This is a genomic window from Lachnoclostridium sp. Marseille-P6806 (assembly GCF_964238185.1).
Classification (GTDB): domain Bacteria; phylum Bacillota; class Clostridia; order Lachnospirales; family Lachnospiraceae; genus Brotaphodocola.
This window is the reverse complement of the sequence record NZ_CAXSLG010000004.1, coordinates 176,747-195,081: the sequence shown is the minus strand read 5'-3', so window position 1 is coordinate 195,081 and position 18,335 is coordinate 176,747. Positions and strand designations below refer to the sequence as shown.

The following is an 18,335-nucleotide window of genomic DNA, read 5'->3' as shown; positions in this document are numbered from 1 at the left end:
CAGCATCCATCTAACTGAAACCTTTGTTTCCAGGGGCCATGAATGGTGCGGAAAAACCATCCGTGAACTGTCTCTCCCAAAAAATTCTCTGGCTATCCTGATTCGGCGCGGAACTGAAACCATTATCCCAGGAGGTCAAACCATAATTCAAGAGGGCGACACAATTGTTGTCAATGCGCTGCGGTAATAACCAGAATACCCGCAGAGATACTGGAAACTAAATTTCCTTTCCGCACTCTGTACACATTCCTGCTACAGCAGCCATGGCCTCCAAATCCTTCTGCATCATATCATACAGACGGTATCCTCCAACCAGATTCCAGGTACGGAAGCCATGCTGCTCAAGAATGCGCTGTGCCAAATAACCGCGCAGTCCGATCTGGCATGTAATATACACTTTTCTTTCTGCATCCAGTTCGTCCAGCCGTTCTCTCAGAGAATCCAGAGGAATATTGATAAAGCCAGGCATCATGCCTCCGGCACATTCTTCGGGAGTGCGAACATCCAGACGAATCGCCGTATCCGGAATCTGATCCAGATTCTCAATATAAAATGGCTTCATCAATCCTTCTACCACATTTCCAATAACATAACCTGCCATATTGACTGGATCCTTTGCGGAAGAAAACGGCGGTGCATAGGCAAGTTCCATCTCTTGAAGATCAAAGCAGGTCATGCCAAACCGAACTGCATTGGCCATATCGTCAATACGTTTATCTACACCTTTTCCACCTACAATCTGGCATCCCAGAATACGCCCTGTTTCTGGAACAAATAAGGTCTTTACCGTCATCATTTCACCTCCCGGATAATATCCGGCCTGAGAGGCTGAGGTCGTGATGACCTTCTGGTAGCTTTGCCCGCGGGCCTGCAGTACTTCCTCTTTTTCGCCTGTAACAGCAACTGTCAAATCAAAAAATTTCATAATAGAGGTTCCCTGGCTTCCCTCATATCTCCGTTTTCTTCCGCAGAGATTGTCTCCCACAATTCGTCCCTGCTTATTAGCAGGAGAAGCCAAAGGAATCAACACAGCTTCTCCGCTGACCACATGGCGCACACTGACAGCATCTCCCAGTGCATATACATCCGGCTGGCTGGTTTCCATGTAATTATTTACAAGGATTTCGCCCCGGGTACCTAAGGCAATGCCACTGTTCTTCAAAAAAGCTGTGTCTGGACGCACTCCAATACTTAAAATCACCATGTCAGCCTGAACCTTATCTCCATTCTTCAAAATCACACCATCTTCATCCATGGCAGTACAGATCTGACCCAGATAAAGACGGATTCCCTTTGAACGGATATAATTATGTACCTGATGAGCCATATCCATATCAATAGGAGGCATTACATGGGAGGCCCCCTCTACTACCGATACATGAATCCCCTGCTCTGCAAGATTTTCTGCCATTTCCAGTCCAATAAAACCGGCTCCGATCACTGCACAGCTTCTGGGCTTTTCTGCTTTCATATGATCATAAATAGCATAAGTATCCGGAATATTTCTTAAAGTAAATACATGATTTTTCTCTATTCCCGGTATCGCAGGGCGAATGGGCGCCGCGCCCGGAGAAAGCACAAGCTTATCATAGGTTTCTTCGCACATCTGATTTCCATGACGAACCGTCACAGTTTTATTGGCACAGTTTACAGACAGAACCTCACTTTCTGTCCTCACATCTACGCCGAATCTCTGATGAAATCGCTCTGGAGTCTGCAGCTGCAGAGCTCCTTTATCTGTAATCACCCCTCCTACATAATAGGGGAGCCCACAGTTTGCATAAGAAATATACTGTCCGCGTTCCATTATGATAATCTCTGCACTCTCATCATTTCTTCTGAGACGGGCTGCAGTTCCCGCTCCTCCTGCTACGCCTCCAACAATGATTACTTTCATAAATTACAACTCCTTTCTCTTCGAAAAGCTCTGTCTCCCAACAGTCTGCTTCCACATTTTGTTTTGCGAAAATGAGAAGTTTTTATTCGATTCTCTCACCTTTCATCCGATATGGATCCCGCTTTTCTTATTATAACAGAAAGTTTGTTGTAATTTCTATTTTTTTCTAAATTTTTTCTTTTTTTACCGATATAGAATGAGAAATATTCTATATTATTCTGTTTTTCAAAAAACACTCCAGCAAATAGACCGTATTTTCCAGATAGGCGCCGCTGTTGTAATCATCTATCTTCCTGCTGATAAAAGAATGATACACCTTGATCAGCACCTCAAACAAATCTCCCTGTGTTATATCCGTAACCTTTTGGATCAGCTTTTGATAAACCTTCCCTATCTCCCAATAAGTGGGGACAGGATATCGACAGTCTCCCACATTATCAAAATTCCCCTCTGCTATCCTGCACTCCCCGATAAGTTCCGCACACACCTGTTCCATATTGTCAAAACAGTACCAGCCGGAAGACGAATCAAAAATAAGCTTTATTTTCCTTTTCCCCAATGCATTTACAACATCTGATCGCAAATTCTTTGTTTGTCTGGCTATATACTCAATCAGACAACATATAAAAAACAGTCTCGCCGCGTTGTGTTTCCTCTGTGTTTTTGGCTGCATTTTCATCCTCCCTCTCCAAATTCTAAAATATTTTTAGATGAGATCCTGATGTTTCCGGGCATATCTCATGAAAAAGAAGCTCGCTCGCGAACTTCTCCGCCTGCGGCGGGTCGCTTCTGCGACAAAATTCTCTTCCGTCGCATGGCGATCCTCGCGGAGCGTTTTTATGTCATAGGGCGCACTTTCCTATGGCATAAAAAAACATCCTTTAGAATAATCTCTTGTAAAATTATTTTAAAGGATGTTTTTTTATTTGTCATTGTAGCTGTAGTATAATCTGTCTCTTGTGCCTATTTCCAATAAAACTCCCGATAACTAAGGTAATAAGAACGCAGCCAAATGCTTCCTCCCATTCTGGAAAACCGATAATTTTCCTCTCTATTTCCACAAATCAAAGCATCGACTGGTACATGGAACAATGCACTCAGTGCATATAAATTGTCAATTGTGGGCAGATTTCTCCCTTCAAACCAGTGATAAATACTCTGAGGAGTTGCCAATTTCAAATATTCCTGCAGATTACGGACAGTCAAGCCCCTTCTCTGCATCATATTTTTCATATTCTGTCCAGTTTTATACATGTCAATATGAGGATATTGGTTTATGCCATCCCAACTCCCTTCTGCACTTTTTGGCATTTTCTAGACTCTAGTTTCTCTATAAAATTATATCAGATCTTTCCCTCTCTGTCATTATAGCTGTACTATAAATTAAAACCTTGTAAATGAAATCTCTGCTTTCAAACCCTTCTTTGTTTCATCTCCTGTCGTAAACAGCTTCTTCCCACCGAAAGACAATAACAAAGAAAGAGGCAGCCATTTTTAGCTTTCGCTGCCATTGACTACCTCAAAATAATCCTTATATTCTACTTCAATCGCATATTTCATCCGGGTCATACTAATGTAAAGATGGGCCTTTAATGCCTCCTCCAGCCCCTTTTCATCCTTCTTTTCCAAAAACTCCAGAAGCTGTTTGTGCTCCCGGATAATGCGGGTAAAGTCTGTTTCTGTAACAAAATCCAACATGCGGAATCTGGTATAATGCAGCTGCTGAGCCTGTATAAAATCCCACAGCTTCGTCCTGCCTATAGCACAAAACCACAAACCATGCATCTGGGCATCCATACTGTAAAACTGTTCCGGCTCAAATCCTGGCTCCTGAATCAAAAGCTCCTGGCACCGAATCTGATGACGTATTTCCTCATAAAGAAGAGGCGTCGCCACTTCCATAAAATCGCGCATCACCATCAGTTCAACTGCAACCCTCATATAAATCATCTGCCGGATATTATCCAGATTGAGAAGTGTCACATAAGTTCCCGAATACGGAATCGTATTCACAAACCCCTGCTCCTGCAGTCTCCGAAGAGCTTCCCGGACCGGAGTCCGGGAAACGTCAAACCGGCTGCAGATTTCATTTTCACTGATTGCCTGTCCAGGTTTCAGCTCTAAAGAAAGAATTTCCTGCTTCAGCATGTCGAATACATAGTCGCCGCGATTCTTATAACACTTTTCGCCCATGCGTCTTCCTCCTTTTGCTATCCTGCAGGCTCAGCTTACGGATCTGCCTGCGAAATCGATTTTTAAAATCAGATTAGGACGGCTGCTTTCCAATATAAGCCTGAATACCGCCATCTACGTACAGAATCTGTCCGTTTACAAAGTTAGAAGCGTCAGATGCCAGGAATACTGCCGGTCCGCCCAGATCCTCTGCCTCGCCCCAGCGGCCAGCCGGAGTCTTGCTTACGATAAACTGGTCAAACGGATGTCTGGAACCATCAGCCTGCTTCTCACGCAGCGGAGCTGTCTGAGGAGTAGCAATGTAGCCAGGTCCAATACCGTTACACTGAATGTTGTGCTCGCCGTACTCAGAACAAATATTTCTGGTCAGCATCTTTAAGCCGCCCTTTGCTGCTGCATAAGCAGATACGGTCTCACGACCAAACTCAGACATCATAGAGCAGATGTTGATAATCTTGCCGTGCCCCTTCTTAATCATAGACGGGATAACAGCCTTAGATACGATAAACGGAGCATTTAAGTCTACATCAATAACCTGACGGAAATCCTTTGCAGACATTTCGATCATCGGGATTCTCTTGATGATACCTGCATTATTTACCAGAATATCAACCACGCCAACCTCGTTTTCGATCTGAGCAACCATTGCATTTACAGCATCCTCGTTGGTAACGTCACATACATAGCCATGAGCTTTAATACCAATCTCAGCATAGGCAGCAACACCCTTGTCCACCAGCTCCTGCTTAATATCATTAAAAACGATAGTTGCTCCAGCACCTGCCATAGCTTTTGCAATAGCAAAGCCAATGCCGTAAGAAGCGCCAGTAATCAGGGCAACTTTGCCTTCCAGGGAATAATTGTTGATGTAATCCATAATTCATTCTCCTTCTCTCTCTTTTATTTGTATACAGTTCTTTAACTTGTATACACTTAACTTGTATGTATACAATATCACATCTCATCCAATCTTTCAATGTACAGTTTATACAAATTATATCTTTTATTTTTGTACATATCAGCGACAATTTGGCACGATGGGCGTAAAAGATACCGCGCAAAAAGAAAGAGTCTCTATCTATAGCCTCCTACGACTATCATATAAAGACTCTTTCCTGGCATTTTCTTTCAGTCTTTCACATCTTTTCAACTCAAATTATATTATCTTTTCCTTTATCTCTCATCTAAGATAATTTATATTTTTTAATATAATCTATCATTTTATATTCTCATTTCTTTGAATATTTCCTATCTCTGATATCTTATATTTACTACCTAATATTTCCTATCTTTTGATTCCTGATAAATTTTGATATTTACTTTTGATTGAAATTCTGTTCCAAACCTATTCAAGTTGAGGTAACTGCCAAACCCTTTTGTTACTTTTCAGCTCCACAAACATCTGCGTCTTGAATCAAATGTTTGTTTCTCTGCTTTTGTTTGGATAAGAAGTTCTTATCTTTATGGTTATATAATATCACTACTTTTCCATTTTGTCAACATATTTTTCAATTTATTTTCAATAAAAACATTAATAATATTTTATATTTGTATCTATTCTTTATATTTTCTGATATATTTGGATTTTTTATTTATTATTCTAAATTATACTTAAGAATCTGTTTTTCCACTCCTTGCCTGCGGCTTATCAAATGCCGGATTAAAGGCATAAAAATTGCGGCTGCTCAAACGATCCTGAACGTCTCTTAAAACTTCACCGAACCGCTGAAAATGGATAATTTCTCTCTCTCTCAAAAAGCGAATCGGATCGCATACCTCCGGATCCTTTACCACCCGAAGGATATTATCATAGGTCGACCGGGCTTTCTGTTCTGCAGCAAGATCCTCGAAAAGATCTGTAATCGGATCTCCCTTAGACTGAAACTCACAGGCATTCAGCGGAATTCCTCCTGCTGCCTGTGGCCAGACTCCCGTTGTATGATCAATATAATACGGGCCAAATCCAGAATCCTCAATTTCCTGAGGTGTCAGATTTCTCGTCAGCTGGTGCACAATTGCTCCAATAATCTCAAAATGCCCCAGCTCTTCTGTTCCCACATCATTCAGAACCGCCTTTCCCTTTTCATAGGGCATTGCATATCTCTGGCTCAAATATCGAAGAGCTGCCGCTGCCTCACCATCCGGGCCGCCATACTGGCTTATAATAAACTGTGCCATCTTGGGATTTGTCTGGCTGATATTCACCGGATATTGAAGCCTTTTCTCATATCTCCACATCAGGCATTCCCTCCTTCCCACGGCCACGGACTTTTGATCCAGCTCCAATTATCCGATGATACCTGATCAATCATCAGGGGACCATACGCCTGCTCATACGCACAAACAGCTTCTTTATTTAACTGTTTCACGTAATAATAGTAATTCATAGCCTCCTGATCCGTTGGATGAGTATCCAGATAAAGAAGAATTTCATCCAGAGCAAATCCCGTTTCATAGACATTCTTCATTAATTGATTTTTACATCCACACATCATCCACGGCACCTCCCCATTATAAACGGTAAATCTAATTCCGGAAAAATTGTGCCTCTCTCCAGCCCCTGGCTAAGGGTATAGGTCTGTGTCCATCTCTGCATTGGAACATAAGCCATGGCTAAAGACATTTCGGAAAGAGCGTTTCCTCCTGGCGGTCTCATTACAGGCGGAAAAACTCCCGTTCCGGCGTTCTGACCAGGCACACAGTTCTGACATGGCATATTATTCTGGCATAGCGTATTATTCTGACATGGCGTATTGCTCTGGCATGGCATCATATGCTGAACAGGCTTTTTATTTTGACACATGCACCCATCCTGACACGGTTTTATTCCCTGTCCCTGATTTGGTGTGACCGGCTGAATCGGATTCGTTGGACGAATTGGTTTGCCTCCGCAGCCGCATCCCGCACTCATACACGGTGATATCTGTGGGCGGCTGGTACAGGCATTCTGCTGATGATTGCTGCAATCCATAAGCAAGCTTTTCTCCTTTCGGAAGATTCTGATAGTATCATATGAATCTGATTTCTCACTGGTGAAAACTCTCAGACCATTTTCTCTCATAAGATCTCTTCCCTATAAGAAAGAAGCTCGCTCGCGAGCTTCTCCGCCTGCGGCGAGTCGTCTCATCAGCCCAATTCTCTTCCACCCCATAGCGTTCCTCGCGGAGCGTTTTTATGTCATAGGACGCACTTTCCTATGACATAAAACAGGCTGTCACCCCTGTCTTACTGTCCACATACCATATACTATCACAACAAAACAAGGAGATTTTTAATATGTGTAGATGTAATTTATGTAATTGCTTTAGAAACTGTTTTTGTACTTCTAATTGGAACTGCTGCAGATGCGGATGCAATAATAACTGCGGTTGCTGCAACAACTCCGGCAATACCAGCCATTCTGGCTGCAACTGCGGATGTGGCTGCGGTTCCTCTTCCAATAATAACAATAACAACTCCTGTGGCTGCGGCTCCTCCAATAACGGGTGTGATTGTAACTGCGGAAATAGCTGCGGCAGCGACTCTTCTTCCAACAATAACCGCCAGGCCTATCAGTCCGGCTACCGAATCGGTTTCCGGGATGGAAACCATGTTGGTTACCGGGATGGCTTCCAGTCAGCAGTAGAAAATAATATCGGTATTGCTCCCTTCCACATCCCCGATACCTTTGATTCCAACAATTCTTCCTGCGGCTGCAATAACTGTCAATAAATAATTCAGGGACAAAGATGGCACATTCCATCTTTGTCCCTTTTTGTCGCCTCTGCCCAAAAACAGGTTCCATTCACACCTGCTCTATTTGTTCTGTTTCTTTTTTGCCATTCGGCGCCATAATGAAGGAAGACTGGGGCTTTTCTCCTGCCGTTCCCTTTCCATAATAATATTTGATAATATCTTTTCTTGTGATAATTCCGATAAACATTTTTCGATCATCCACTACCGGAACAAAATTCTGATTCAAAGCCCGATCAATCATATCTTCCATATTGGACTTTACAAAAACCGGAAGATAATCCATCCTGCGCTTCAGTGTGCTGACAGAAATTCCTTCTGCCTCCTTCAAGTTCAGATTGTACTGATTCTTGATTCCCCAGAGCATATCTCCTTCTGTAATCGTTCCCACGTACTTTCCGTCCCTGGTCAACAGCGGAACTGCTGAAAATTTATGATATTCCATTTTTTCCAAAGCCTGCCGGATAGAATCATCTTCATATATGTATGCAATTTCACTTTTGGGAGTTATAAAAAACAATATGTTCATAATGAGTTTTTTCACGCTCCTTATATTTGATTTTTGTTTATTATAACATGGGATTCAGAACATATTGTGAACAAATTCTTAAGATAGCATAAATATTCAAACCGCTTGTTTTTCCTGTATGAAAATACACATTTCTGGAATATCATGCAGAAAGACGCGATAAAAGGAACCGGAAAAAGCCCTGTTTTCTGCTTTTCCCGGTTCCCTTTTTCTAAATCTGTTTTCTGTGCTTTTTACTCTTTTTTCCTGCTTTTGTTTCCGAATTCTGTCCTCTGAAGCTCTCCTGCAGATGCCTTTTTCTAAAAATTACCAAATACTCTCCTGCAATAGCCTTTATCTATTCCAGATAATCCAGCGGATCCACAGGACTGTCTTTGTGAAGCATTTCCAGATAAAGATTGCTGCCTTCCACAGTATAATATTTGGTCGGCTCTGCTACATATCCTATAAGCTGGCCTTTTTCCAAATATTCGCCCTCAACTGCAGCCACCTCCTTCAGCTGACCGCAGATCACCGAATACTCATTTCCCAGATCCAGTGTCAGGTAGGTTCCGATTTCTTCGCTGTTTCCCACAGAAACCACACGGGCATTGGCCGGAGCATAAACCGGCTCACTGATATCCCCCTGAATCACCATGCCTGGATTGCACTTGTACTGATCCAGGGTTGGAAAATAAATCGTAGAATCCATACTGTAATTCAGAACTACATTCCCTCTCACTGGCCAGGACAGGCTGCTGGTATCCGAAAAATTCAGAGCCAGGGCTTCCACATTTCCCAGCCCGGTTCCGGCCTCCTGCACATTTTCCTCCTCAGGATTCCAAGCTTCCTCTTTTGTTCTTTCTGCTGTCACAGTATCCAGGTTATTTTCTGCCAGCTGCTCTGCCGCAATTTCGGTTTCCTCTGCCAAAGCCGGATTTCTTTCCGGAAGCTCTGCTTCCTGAATCTGTTTTCCTGGCTGCTGGGCAATAAAATCTCCCTGCTCCTGCATATCCACATAGGGATTCTGCTCCTGACCGCTTCCTCTCTGAGTTGTAACAACGCCTGCTGCGGCTACGATAGTCAGCAGGCCAAGCACCAACATGACAAGGAACAGTTTGTCCTTGAACATTTGATTCCATTTCTCTTTCACCGTTTATCACCTCGGTACTATTTTTACCAAAGTGCTCCCACTTATTCAGTCACCAGAGAAATATTTTTATAATAATAATGCAGAATGTCCTGATAATCCCATCCTTCTGCTGCCATATGAGCAGCTCCGGTCTGGCTGAGACCGTATCCATGCCCGATTCCCCGCACCACTGCCTGAATCCCGCTTTCTGTGCCGTTAAAATAAAAACAGGAAGAAGGCAGTCCCAGAGTATACTGGATTTCTTCTCCCTTATAAATTCCAGATCCTATTTTCATTTCTGTCAGATATCCAGCCTCATCCTTTTCAACAGTCTGAATCTGTTCCGGAACCTGATCTGCCCTAACAGGTGCTGCCCCTGGAATCTGGCTGATTTTCTGTGCAAAGGTTTCTCTGCTCCAGGAAAATACCTGCTGATAGTTCTCAGCTTCCACATCCCACCTGCTTTCTACCGAAACAAGATAGGGATACTCTTCAGAACCGTTTCTCGTCCGGCCAGAGCTGATCCTGTGAAACAGAGGAAGCACATACTGATCCTCGCAGCGCATCACTACTCCTTTCGTTTCCCTTGCTGCCCTCTTACACTGAATCAGCTTTTCTGCCAGCCGTTCCTTTTCCCCAAGCGTTAAAAACCTGTTCTCACTCCCGTTTGCCTGTCCGATATAATCCAGATCCAGTTCTTCTTCCTGAATCTCCTGTCTTCCATCCATCAAACGGCAGATATAGGTTCTGGCAATAACTGTCTGACATTTTAGTGCTTCCCACTCATACCCTTCTGGAATCTGGCACGCAACCACTCCAGGAAGATAATCCTCCAGATTCATATAGGTCTGAATTCCATCTCGTTCTATCAGAATTCTGCGGGAAATACTGTCTGCGCTGATTTCTGTATCCTCTTCTTCCGCTTCACTCTCCCTGGTTTCTCCTCCCTTCTCATCCAGAGAAGGCAAAGTATCCTCTTCTTTCTCTATTCTGTTCTCGCTTCCCCATACAGCCTGTCCCGTTCCTTTCATACATATCAGTGCCAGCAGCCAGGGCAGCAGCAGCATGAAAATTCCCCAAAGCATCCATTTTTTCATAAAAAAATCCCTCCCGACTATTATCAGTCTATGGAGGGATTTTCTCTTTATTCCTTAAAAATGTCTGTTTTCTGCAATTTTCCCAAATGAATCATCTGGAAGCTTCCGTTCTTTCTGAACCAGGGGAATCAAACTTACAGTTCTACCTGAACCTTTTCCAGATGCCAGATATCCTTTACATACTCTTCAATGGTACGGTCAGAGCTGAACTTACCGCTGCAGGCAGTATTCAGAATTGCTGCCTTAGCCCACCATTTTTCATCCCGGTATGCTGCATCTACCTTCTTCTGAGCCTCTGCATACATGCGGAAATCCTTCAGAATAAAGTAGGTATCTGCCCGGTCACTGCTGCGGGTGTTCAGCAGTGAATCATAAATATCACGGAACATCTCCGGATTCTGCGGAGAATAATATCCATTGATCAGCTGCATCAGCACACGGCGGATATCCTGATCATTGTTGAAGATCTCCATAGGATTGTAGCTGTGATCATGCTCCATGCGGATGATATCATCGGAAGAAGTACCGAAAATAAAGGCATTCTCCTGTCCAACTTCTTCCACAATCTCTACATTCGCTCCATCCATGGTTCCAATGGTCAGGGCGCCGTTTAACATGAATTTCATGTTTCCGGTACCGGATGCCTCTTTACTTGCAGTGGAAATCTGCTCGCTGACATCTGCTGCAGCAAAGATAATCTCTGCGTTAGATACCCGGTAATCTTCAATAAATACAACTTTAAGCTTTCCGTTAATGGACTTATCGTTGTTGATTACATCTGCCACAGAGTTAATCAGCTTAATGGTCAGTTTCGCACGCTTGTAGCCTGCTGCTGCCTTTGCACCAAAGATAAAAGTTCTTGGCACCATATCCATGTTGGGGTTATCCTTCAGCTGATTGTACAGATACATAACATGAAGGATATTCATCAGCTGTCTCTTATACTCATGGAGACGTTTTACCTGTACATCAAAGATAGAACGGGGATCTACATCAATACCGTTGTGTTCTTTGATATATTTTGCCAGACGAATCTTGTTCTGGTATTTGATGTTCATAAACTCATGCTGGCACTTCTCATCATCTGCGTAAAGCTTCAGCTTGTTAATGGCAGACAGATTGGTAATCCACTCATTTCCCACTTTGCTGGTTACCCAGTCAGCCAGAAGCGGATTGCCGTGCAGCAGGAATCTTCTCTGAGTAATACCGTTGGTCTTGTTGTTGAATTTCTCCGGCATCATCTCATAGAAATCTTTCAGTTCCTGATGCTTCAGAATTTCTGTATGAAGCTGTGCTACGCCGTTTACAGAGAAGCTTCCGGCAATAGCCATATGTGCCATACGAACCTGACCGTCATAAATGACTGCCATTTTGGCAATCTTATCCTGACGTCCCGGATATGCCTGCTGAATCTGAATCACAAAGCGGCGATTAATCTCCTCCACAATCTGATAAATACGGGGAAGCAGTCTGGAAAACAGCTCGATCGGCCATTTTTCCAGAGCCTCTGCCATAATCGTATGGTTTGTGTAGGCACAGGTCTTAGTTGTAACATCCCAGGCCTCTTCCCAGGTAAGACCATAATCATCCAGCAGAATACGCATCAGCTCTGCAACTGCTACAGTCGGATGAGTATCATTTAACTGGAATACGTTTTTCTCATAGAACTTACGTACATCATCGTGATTCTCCATGTACTTCAGCACAGCTCTCTGCACACTGGCAGAAATGAAGAAATACTGCTGACGCAGACGAAGCTCCTTACCGGCAATGTGGTTATCGTTAGGATAAAGAACCTCACAGATATTCTTAGCCAGGTTTTCCTCTTCTACTGCCTTCTGATAGTCACCACGGTCGAATGCATCCAGACGGAAGGTATTGACCGGCTGAGCATCCCAGATTCGAAGGGTGTTGACCACGTTATTGCCGTAGCCTACAACCGGAAGGTCATAGGGAACTGCCATAACAGACTGATATCCCTCCTGAACAAATTTTTCTCTGCCGTTTTCCCAGACAGTCTTCACATATCCGCCGAATTTAACTTCTGTAGCGTACTCAGCACGGCGTACTTCAAAGGGGTTGCCGTCCTTTAACCACTCATCCGGAACCTCCACCTGGTATCCGTTCTCAATTTTCTGCTTGAACATACCATAGCGGTAACGGATTCCGCAGCCATATGCCGGATATCCCAGTGTGGCAAGAGAGTCCAAAAAGCATGCTGCCAGACGGCCCAGACCGCCGTTTCCAAGAGCTGCATCCGGCTCCTGATCCTCAATCAGGTTCAGATCATAGCCCAGCTCATCCAGAGCCTGCTTAATCTCATCCTTTGCCATAATATTGATAATGTTATTGCCCAGGGCACGGCCCATTAAAAATTCCATGGACAGGTAATACAGGGTCTTAACATCCTGCTTTTCATACTCCTTGTGCGTTGCAATCCACTCATCAATAATAACATCCTTCACGGCGTAGGCCACAGCCTGAAAAACCTGATTCGGCGTTGCCTCATCAATCGTTTTTCTGAACTGGCTCTTTACGTTATAAATGACGTTCTTTTTAAATGTTTCCTTGTCAAACCCCTTATTTACACTGCTTATCATACTTCTACTCTTCCTCCTGCTCTGTTGCTTAATTCACTGCAATTTTTTCTACACCCAGAATACCGGTTTCCCCGTTGATGTTCCACTCCTTTGTATATCCACCCATTTCACCGGTGCGAATATCATCCGCCAATACCTCGCTGCGAATAGTATCTGCATATCTGGTTAAGATGTCTGCAATTTTATCATTATTCTGCTGATATATGCAGATATGATCCATAACCTCAAATCCAGCTTCCTTACGCATGGTCTGGATTTTGCTTACCAGCTCTCTGACAAAGCCTTCCTCCAGAAGCTCCGGAGTCAGTCTGGTATCAAGAGCAACGGTCACTACATTGTCGCTTTCTGATACATAGCCTTCTGTCTGTGCCATATCAATCAGAAGATCCTCTTCTGTCAGCACTACCAGCTCTGCACCGAAATCGAATTTCAAAGCGCCTTCTGCCTTTAAGGTATCCATTGCCGCATTGCCGTCGATCTCCGCTAAAGCCTTGCGGATATTGCCCAGCTGCTTTCCGTATTTGGGACCTACGGTCTTTAACTGAGGCTTAAAGCTGTAGGAAGTAAAGTTTCTTACATCCTCTACAAATTCCACAGACTTCACATTCAGCTCATCCTCAATAATCTCCACATAGAAATCAGACAGCTCGTGATCTGCTTTTACATACATTTTGCCGATAGGCTGACGGTTTTTGATATTTGCAGTATTTCTGGCGGCACGTCCCAGAACAACAACCTTCAGAACCTCATCCATATCTGCTTCCAGCTGCTTGTCAATGTGCATTTCATCTACAGACGGGAACTCGCACAGATGGATGCTTTCCGGAGCATTTTTGTCAATGCTGCGAACCAGGTTCTGGTAAATATCCTCTGTCATAAACGGAATCATGGGAGAAGCAACCTTTGCCACATTAACCAGAGCCGTGTACAGAGTCATATAAGCATTGATCTTGTCCTGCTCCATGCCCTTTGCCCAGAAACGTTCTCTGCTGCGTCTTACATACCAGTTGCTCATATCATCTACGAATTCCTGCAGCACTCTTGCAGCCTCCGGAATCCGGTAATTGTTCAGATTATCATCCACATCACGGATCATGGAATTCATCTTGGACAGCAGCCATTTATCCATAACAGGAAGCTTATCGTAATCCAGGGTATACTTGGTTGCATCAAAATTGTCAATGTTCGCATACAGTACAAAGAATGCATAGGTGTTCCACAGGGTTCCCATAAACTTTCTCTGTCCCTCCTGAACCGCCTTGCCATGGAAACGGTTGGGCAGCCAGGGAGCGCTGTTGATGTAAAAATACCAGCGGATAGCATCTGCTCCATAGGTTTCCAGAGCATCAAACGGATCTACGGCATTTCCTTTGGACTTACTCATCTTCTGTCCGTTTTCATCCTGTACATGCCCCAGAACAATAACATTCCGATAAGGAGCCTTGTTAAAAATCAGGGTGGAAATCGCTAACAGAGAGTAGAACCAGCCTCTGGTCTGATCCACTGCCTCGGAAATAAAGTCTGCCGGGAACTGCTGCTCAAACAGCTCTTTGTTCTCAAAAGGATAGTGATGCTGTGCAAATGGCATTGCTCCAGAGTCAAACCAGCAGTCAATAACCTCCGGCACACGCTTCATCTGCTTTCCGCATTTCGGACAGCGAATGGTCACTGCATCAATAAATGGACGGTGCAGCTCAATATCCTCCGGACAGTTGTCGGACATGGATTTTAATTCCTCGATGCTTCCGATGGAATGCTGATGACCGCATTCACACTCCCAGATATTTAAAGGAGTTCCCCAGTAACGGTTCCGGCTGATACCCCAGTCCTGAACATTCTCCAGCCAGTCACCGAAACGGCCCTTGCCGATGCTCTCCGGAATCCAGTTGATGGTATTGTTGTTGCGGATCAGATCCTCCTTCACCGCTGTCATTTTAATGAACCAGGACTCCCGGGCATAGTAAATCAGCGGAGTATCGCAGCGCCAGCAGTGAGGATAGCTGTGCTCAAAATTGGGAGCTGCAAATAACAGGCCTCTCTCATCCAGATCCTTTAATACCATAGGATCTGCCTTCTTAACAAATACGCCAGGCCACAAAGTTTCCTTTGTCATCTCGCCCTTTGCATCAACCATCTGTACAAAGGGAAGATCGTATTTTCTTCCAACCTTGGAGTCGTCCTCACCAAAGGCAGGAGCAATATGAACCACACCGGTACCATCTGTCAGGGTAACATAGCCGTCACATACCACATAATGCGCCTTTTTATGCTGCTTTTCTGCAGCATCTGCAGCACACTGATACAAAGGCTCGTATTCCTTGTATTCCAGATCTGTTCCCTTGTAACGCTCCAGAACCTCGTAGGAATCCTCTCCCAGAACCGTATCACACAGAGCAGCAGCCAGGTAATAAACCTGTCCGTCCTCTTTCATCTTAACCTTTACATATTCCTCGTCCGGATTCACGCAGAGAGCTACGTTAGACGGCAGAGTCCACGGAGTTGTTGTCCAGGCCAGAATGCTGGCATCCTCACCCTTAACCCGGAAACGAACAATGGCAGAACGCTCTTTTACATCCTTATATCCCTGAGCAACTTCATGGGAAGACAGCGGGGTACCGCATCGAGGACAGTAAGGAACAATCTTAAATCCCTTGTAGAGCAGTCCCTTCTCCCAGATCTGCTTCAGAGCCCACCACTCGGACTCAATAAAGCTATTGTGATAAGTAACATAGGGATTGTCCATATCTGCCCAGAAACCAACGGTTCCGGAAAAATCCTCCCACATGCCCTTATACTTCCACACGCTCTCTTTACAGTGTCCGATAAACGGCTCCAGACCATACTGCTCAATCTGCTCCTTGCCGTCTAAGCCCAGCATTTTTTCCACTTCCAGCTCAACCGGAAGACCGTGGGTATCCCAGCCTGCTTTACGGGGAACCATATAACCCTTCATGGTGCGATAACGAGGAATCATGTCCTTGATAACCCGCGTCAGCACATGACCAATATGGGGCTTACCGTTTGCGGTAGGCGGCCCGTCATAGAACGTATAAGTCGGCCCCTCTTTTCTGGAGTCCATACTCTTCTGGAAAATATGATTATCATTCCAGAATTTTTCAATTTTCTTTTCACGCTCTACAAAGTTAAGATTTGTAGGTACTTTCTCGTACATGGCTTTCTTCATCCTCCATTCTTATTCTGCGTGAAGTCCAGTGGCAGCTGCAAATAACAGGAAATCCCACGGAAAGGATTATCCTATGAAAGAAAAAGGCCTTTTTCCTGCAACAGGAAAAAAGCCTTCAATGTCTCTATCTACCACCTATTACTGCATACAACTATATGAGTTCCCGATAACGGTGGAAATCCGGCACGGCCTACTGTCTGTTCAGCCTGCAACTCAGGAGTGATTTTCGACTGCCGATGTACTGGCTTCAGGCTCTCACCATCCCCGAATCGCTTTTGCTTTCCTCTCGGCGCTACTGTCTCCATCTGCGTTTTTTCTTTATGAATACTCCTTTTTATTATATTATTCCCCTTGGTTATTGTCAAGGTTTCCCGTGTTTGTTATTTTTTTATCAATTACATTGTCTTTTTTTGTCTTTGGTGGTATACTGCAAAAAAGCATTTTACCTGTATTTTACACCCACAAAATCGGATGTTTCTTCTATAGAAAGCGGACATCCGGGAGAAGGAGAACACCTATGAGTGAACGTAATCTTACTCTGCTGACAGATCTCTATGAGCTGACTATGATGCAGGGATATTTTAAGGAAAAGGATGCCAATGAAACCGTCATTTTCGATGCATTTTACCGCAGCAACCCTGTAGGGAGCGGCTACTCTATCTGTGCCGGTCTGCAGCAGGTCATCGAATATATTGAAAATCTGCATTTTGAACAGGATGATATCGACTACCTTCGCAGCACAGGACTGTTTGAAGAGGATTTTCTGGAATATCTGAAAAATTTCCATTTTTCCGGCGATATTTATGCTATTCCGGAAGGCACAGTTGTATTTCCCCGTGAGCCCCTTGTCAAAGTCATTGCGCCGATTATGGAGGCTCAGCTGATTGAAACCGCCCTTCTTAATATTATCAACCACCAGTCTCTGATTGCCACCAAGGCAGCGCGGGTGGTATATGCAGCCAAGGGTGACGGGGTTATGGAATTCGGACTTCGCCGCGCCCAGGGACCTGACGCAGGCATTTACGGCGCCAGAGCCGCTATGATTGCCGGCTGCATCGGCACCTCCAATGTCCTCTGCGGAAAAATGTTCCATGTGCCTGTTAAGGGAACCCATGCCCACAGCTGGATTATGAGTTTTCCGGACGAGCTGACTGCATTCCGAACCTATGCAAAGCTCTATCCCACTGCCTGCATTCTTCTGGTAGACACCTATGACACCTTAAATTCCGGCGTTCCCCATGCCATTCAGGTATTTAAAGAAATGCGGGAAGCAGGAATTCCCCTGACCTTCTACGGAATCCGTCTGGACAGCGGCGACCTGGCCTATCTGTCCAAGCAGGCAAAGAAAATGCTGGATGAGGCAGGCTTTTCGGATGCTGTCATTTCAGCCTCCAATGATCTGGATGAAACCCTGATCAATTCCCTGAAAATGCAGGGAGCTGCTATTAACTCCTGGGGTGTCGGCACCAACCTGATTACCTCAAAGGACTGTCCGTCCTTCGGCGGTGTTTATAAACTGGCTGCTATTTTGGATAAGAATACCGGAAAATTCATTCCGAAAATCAAGCTTTCAGAAAATGCGGAAAAGATCACCAACCCTGGAAATAAAACCATCCGCCGGATTTACGATAAGGAAAACGGAAAGATCATTGCTGATCTCATCTGTCTGGTTGATGAAGTATACGATCCTGACCGCTCTCTGCTGCTGTTTGATCCCATTGAGACCTGGAAAAAGACTCACCTGGCGCCTGGCAGCTATACCATGAGAGAGCTGATGATTCCTGTCTTCCAAAACGGAAAACGTGTTTACGACTCTCCTGAGGTTATGGATATTCAAAAATACTGTAAACAGGAGATGTCTACCCTCTGGGAGGAATCTCTGCGCCTGGAATTCCCGCACCGGGTTCATGTGGATCTCTCAAATGAACTTTGGCATATGAAAAATCAGCTTCTTGACAGCTATCATTATAACCGTTAATCTTTTATTTTCTT

The 18,335-nt window shown here is 44.4% G+C and carries 16 protein-coding genes; 2 read left to right on the top strand and 14 right to left on the bottom strand.

Translation table 11 applies throughout. The features are described from left to right. The first annotated feature begins 4 nt into the window (after window positions 1-4). Complete coding sequence (locus tag ACESON_RS07075; RefSeq protein ID WP_373109092.1) at window positions 5-187, top strand: TrkA C-terminal domain-containing protein; 183 nt, start codon at window positions 5-7, stop codon at window positions 185-187. A gap of 30 nt (window positions 188-217) precedes the next feature. Here the strand turns inward: ACESON_RS07075 and ACESON_RS07070 are convergent, their stop codons facing one another. The 14 genes from ACESON_RS07070 to ileS all read right to left on the bottom strand — a co-directional run bounded on the left by ACESON_RS07070 (window position 218) and on the right by ileS (window position 16,331). Continuing rightward, on the bottom strand, window positions 218-1,897 hold the full coding sequence (locus ACESON_RS07070; RefSeq protein ID WP_373109038.1) for an FAD-dependent oxidoreductase: 1,680 nt from the start codon (window positions 1,895-1,897) through the stop codon (window positions 218-220). Window positions 1,898-2,105: 208 nt separating this feature from the next. Next, a complete protein-coding gene (locus ACESON_RS07065; protein WP_177959206.1) occupies window positions 2,106-2,570 on the bottom strand; it encodes a hypothetical protein in 465 nt (154 codons plus the stop codon). Window positions 2,571-2,860: 290 nt separating this feature from the next. Further along, on the bottom strand, window positions 2,861-3,121 hold the full coding sequence (locus tag ACESON_RS07060; RefSeq protein WP_373109037.1) for a helix-turn-helix domain-containing protein: 261 nt from the start codon (window positions 3,119-3,121) through the stop codon (window positions 2,861-2,863). Window positions 3,122-3,391: 270 nt separating this feature from the next. After that, window positions 3,392-4,090, bottom strand: coding sequence for a GntR family transcriptional regulator (locus ACESON_RS07055; RefSeq protein ID WP_373109036.1), 699 nt, complete (start codon window positions 4,088-4,090; stop codon window positions 3,392-3,394). Between the two features lie 73 nt (window positions 4,091-4,163). After that, a complete protein-coding gene (locus ACESON_RS07050; RefSeq protein ID WP_177959203.1) occupies window positions 4,164-4,967 on the bottom strand; it encodes a gluconate 5-dehydrogenase in 804 nt (267 codons plus the stop codon). A gap of 734 nt (window positions 4,968-5,701) precedes the next feature. Beyond that, window positions 5,702-6,328 (bottom strand): manganese catalase family protein, encoded by a 627-nt coding sequence (locus ACESON_RS07045; RefSeq protein ID WP_177959202.1) that lies wholly within the window; start codon window positions 6,326-6,328, stop codon window positions 5,702-5,704. Next, window positions 6,328-6,585, bottom strand: a complete 258-nt coding sequence (locus ACESON_RS07040; protein WP_373109035.1) for a spore coat protein CotJB — start codon at window positions 6,583-6,585, stop codon at window positions 6,328-6,330. The genes ACESON_RS07045 and ACESON_RS07040 overlap by 1 nt, the downstream gene beginning before the upstream one ends. Then, a complete protein-coding gene (locus tag ACESON_RS07035; protein ID WP_373109034.1) occupies window positions 6,582-7,061 on the bottom strand; it encodes a spore coat associated protein CotJA in 480 nt (159 codons plus the stop codon). Before ACESON_RS07035 ends, ACESON_RS07040 begins: the two co-directional genes overlap by 4 nt. Window positions 7,062-7,381: 320 nt before the next feature. Further along, window positions 7,382-7,681 (bottom strand): hypothetical protein, encoded by a 300-nt coding sequence (locus tag ACESON_RS07030; protein ID WP_177959201.1) that lies wholly within the window; start codon window positions 7,679-7,681, stop codon window positions 7,382-7,384. A gap of 193 nt (window positions 7,682-7,874) precedes the next feature. Beyond that, window positions 7,875-8,351, bottom strand: coding sequence for a CBS domain-containing protein (locus ACESON_RS07025; RefSeq protein WP_177959200.1), 477 nt, complete (start codon window positions 8,349-8,351; stop codon window positions 7,875-7,877). Window positions 8,352-8,688: 337 nt separating this feature from the next. After that, on the bottom strand, window positions 8,689-9,483 hold the full coding sequence (locus ACESON_RS07020; protein WP_177959199.1) for a peptidoglycan DD-metalloendopeptidase family protein: 795 nt from the start codon (window positions 9,481-9,483) through the stop codon (window positions 8,689-8,691). Window positions 9,484-9,524: 41 nt separating this feature from the next. Continuing rightward, window positions 9,525-10,559, bottom strand: coding sequence for a SpoIID/LytB domain-containing protein (locus ACESON_RS07015; RefSeq protein WP_373109033.1), 1,035 nt, complete (start codon window positions 10,557-10,559; stop codon window positions 9,525-9,527). A 134-nt stretch (window positions 10,560-10,693) separates the two neighbouring features. Further along, entirely contained in the window at window positions 10,694-13,159 is a 2,466-nt protein-coding gene (locus ACESON_RS07010; protein WP_177959197.1) for a glycogen/starch/alpha-glucan family phosphorylase, read from the bottom strand. A gap of 28 nt (window positions 13,160-13,187) precedes the next feature. Continuing rightward, window positions 13,188-16,331 carry an isoleucine--tRNA ligase gene (ileS, locus tag ACESON_RS07005; protein WP_177959196.1) on the bottom strand — a complete coding sequence of 1,048 codons (3,144 nt, stop codon included), beginning with the start codon at window positions 16,329-16,331 and terminating at the stop codon, window positions 13,188-13,190. A 529-nt stretch (window positions 16,332-16,860) separates the two neighbouring features. On the opposite strand from ileS, the gene ACESON_RS07000 reads away from it, so the two are divergent. Next, on the top strand, window positions 16,861-18,321 hold the full coding sequence (locus ACESON_RS07000; protein WP_177959195.1) for a nicotinate phosphoribosyltransferase: 1,461 nt from the start codon (window positions 16,861-16,863) through the stop codon (window positions 18,319-18,321). Window positions 18,322-18,335: the final 14 nt, after the last annotated feature.

What these genes read in the sequence shown, in the direction of transcription:
- ACESON_RS07070 (WP_373109038.1), bottom strand. Translation starts at nt 1,897, where the DNA reads ATGAAAGTAATCATTGTTGGAGGCGTAGCAGGAGGAGCGGGAACTGCA.
- ACESON_RS07065 (WP_177959206.1), bottom strand. Translation starts at nt 2,570, where the DNA reads ATGCAGCCAAAAACACAGAGGAAACACAACGCGGCGAGACTGTTTTTT.
- ACESON_RS07060 (WP_373109037.1), bottom strand. Translation starts at nt 3,121, where the DNA reads ATGATGCAGAGAAGGGGCTTGACTGTCCGTAATCTGCAGGAATATTTG.
- ACESON_RS07055 (WP_373109036.1), bottom strand. Translation starts at nt 4,090, where the DNA reads ATGGGCGAAAAGTGTTATAAGAATCGCGGCGACTATGTATTCGACATG.
- ACESON_RS07050 (WP_177959203.1), bottom strand. Translation starts at nt 4,967, where the DNA reads ATGGATTACATCAACAATTATTCCCTGGAAGGCAAAGTTGCCCTGATT.
- ACESON_RS07045 (WP_177959202.1), bottom strand. Translation starts at nt 6,328, where the DNA reads ATGTGGAGATATGAGAAAAGGCTTCAATATCCGGTGAATATCAGCCAG.
- ACESON_RS07040 (WP_373109035.1), bottom strand. Translation starts at nt 6,585, where the DNA reads ATGATGTGTGGATGTAAAAATCAATTAATGAAGAATGTCTATGAAACG.
- ACESON_RS07035 (WP_373109034.1), bottom strand. Translation starts at nt 7,061, where the DNA reads ATGGATTGCAGCAATCATCAGCAGAATGCCTGTACCAGCCGCCCACAG.
- ACESON_RS07030 (WP_177959201.1), bottom strand. Translation starts at nt 7,681, where the DNA reads ATGGTTTCCATCCCGGAAACCGATTCGGTAGCCGGACTGATAGGCCTG.
- ACESON_RS07025 (WP_177959200.1), bottom strand. Translation starts at nt 8,351, where the DNA reads ATGAACATATTGTTTTTTATAACTCCCAAAAGTGAAATTGCATACATA.
- ACESON_RS07015 (WP_373109033.1), bottom strand. Translation starts at nt 10,559, where the DNA reads ATGAAAAAATGGATGCTTTGGGGAATTTTCATGCTGCTGCTGCCCTGG.
- ACESON_RS07010 (WP_177959197.1), bottom strand. Translation starts at nt 13,159, where the DNA reads ATGATAAGCAGTGTAAATAAGGGGTTTGACAAGGAAACATTTAAAAAG.
- ileS (WP_177959196.1), bottom strand. Translation starts at nt 16,331, where the DNA reads ATGTACGAGAAAGTACCTACAAATCTTAACTTTGTAGAGCGTGAAAAG.
- ACESON_RS07000 (WP_177959195.1), top strand. Translation starts at nt 16,861, where the DNA reads ATGAGTGAACGTAATCTTACTCTGCTGACAGATCTCTATGAGCTGACT.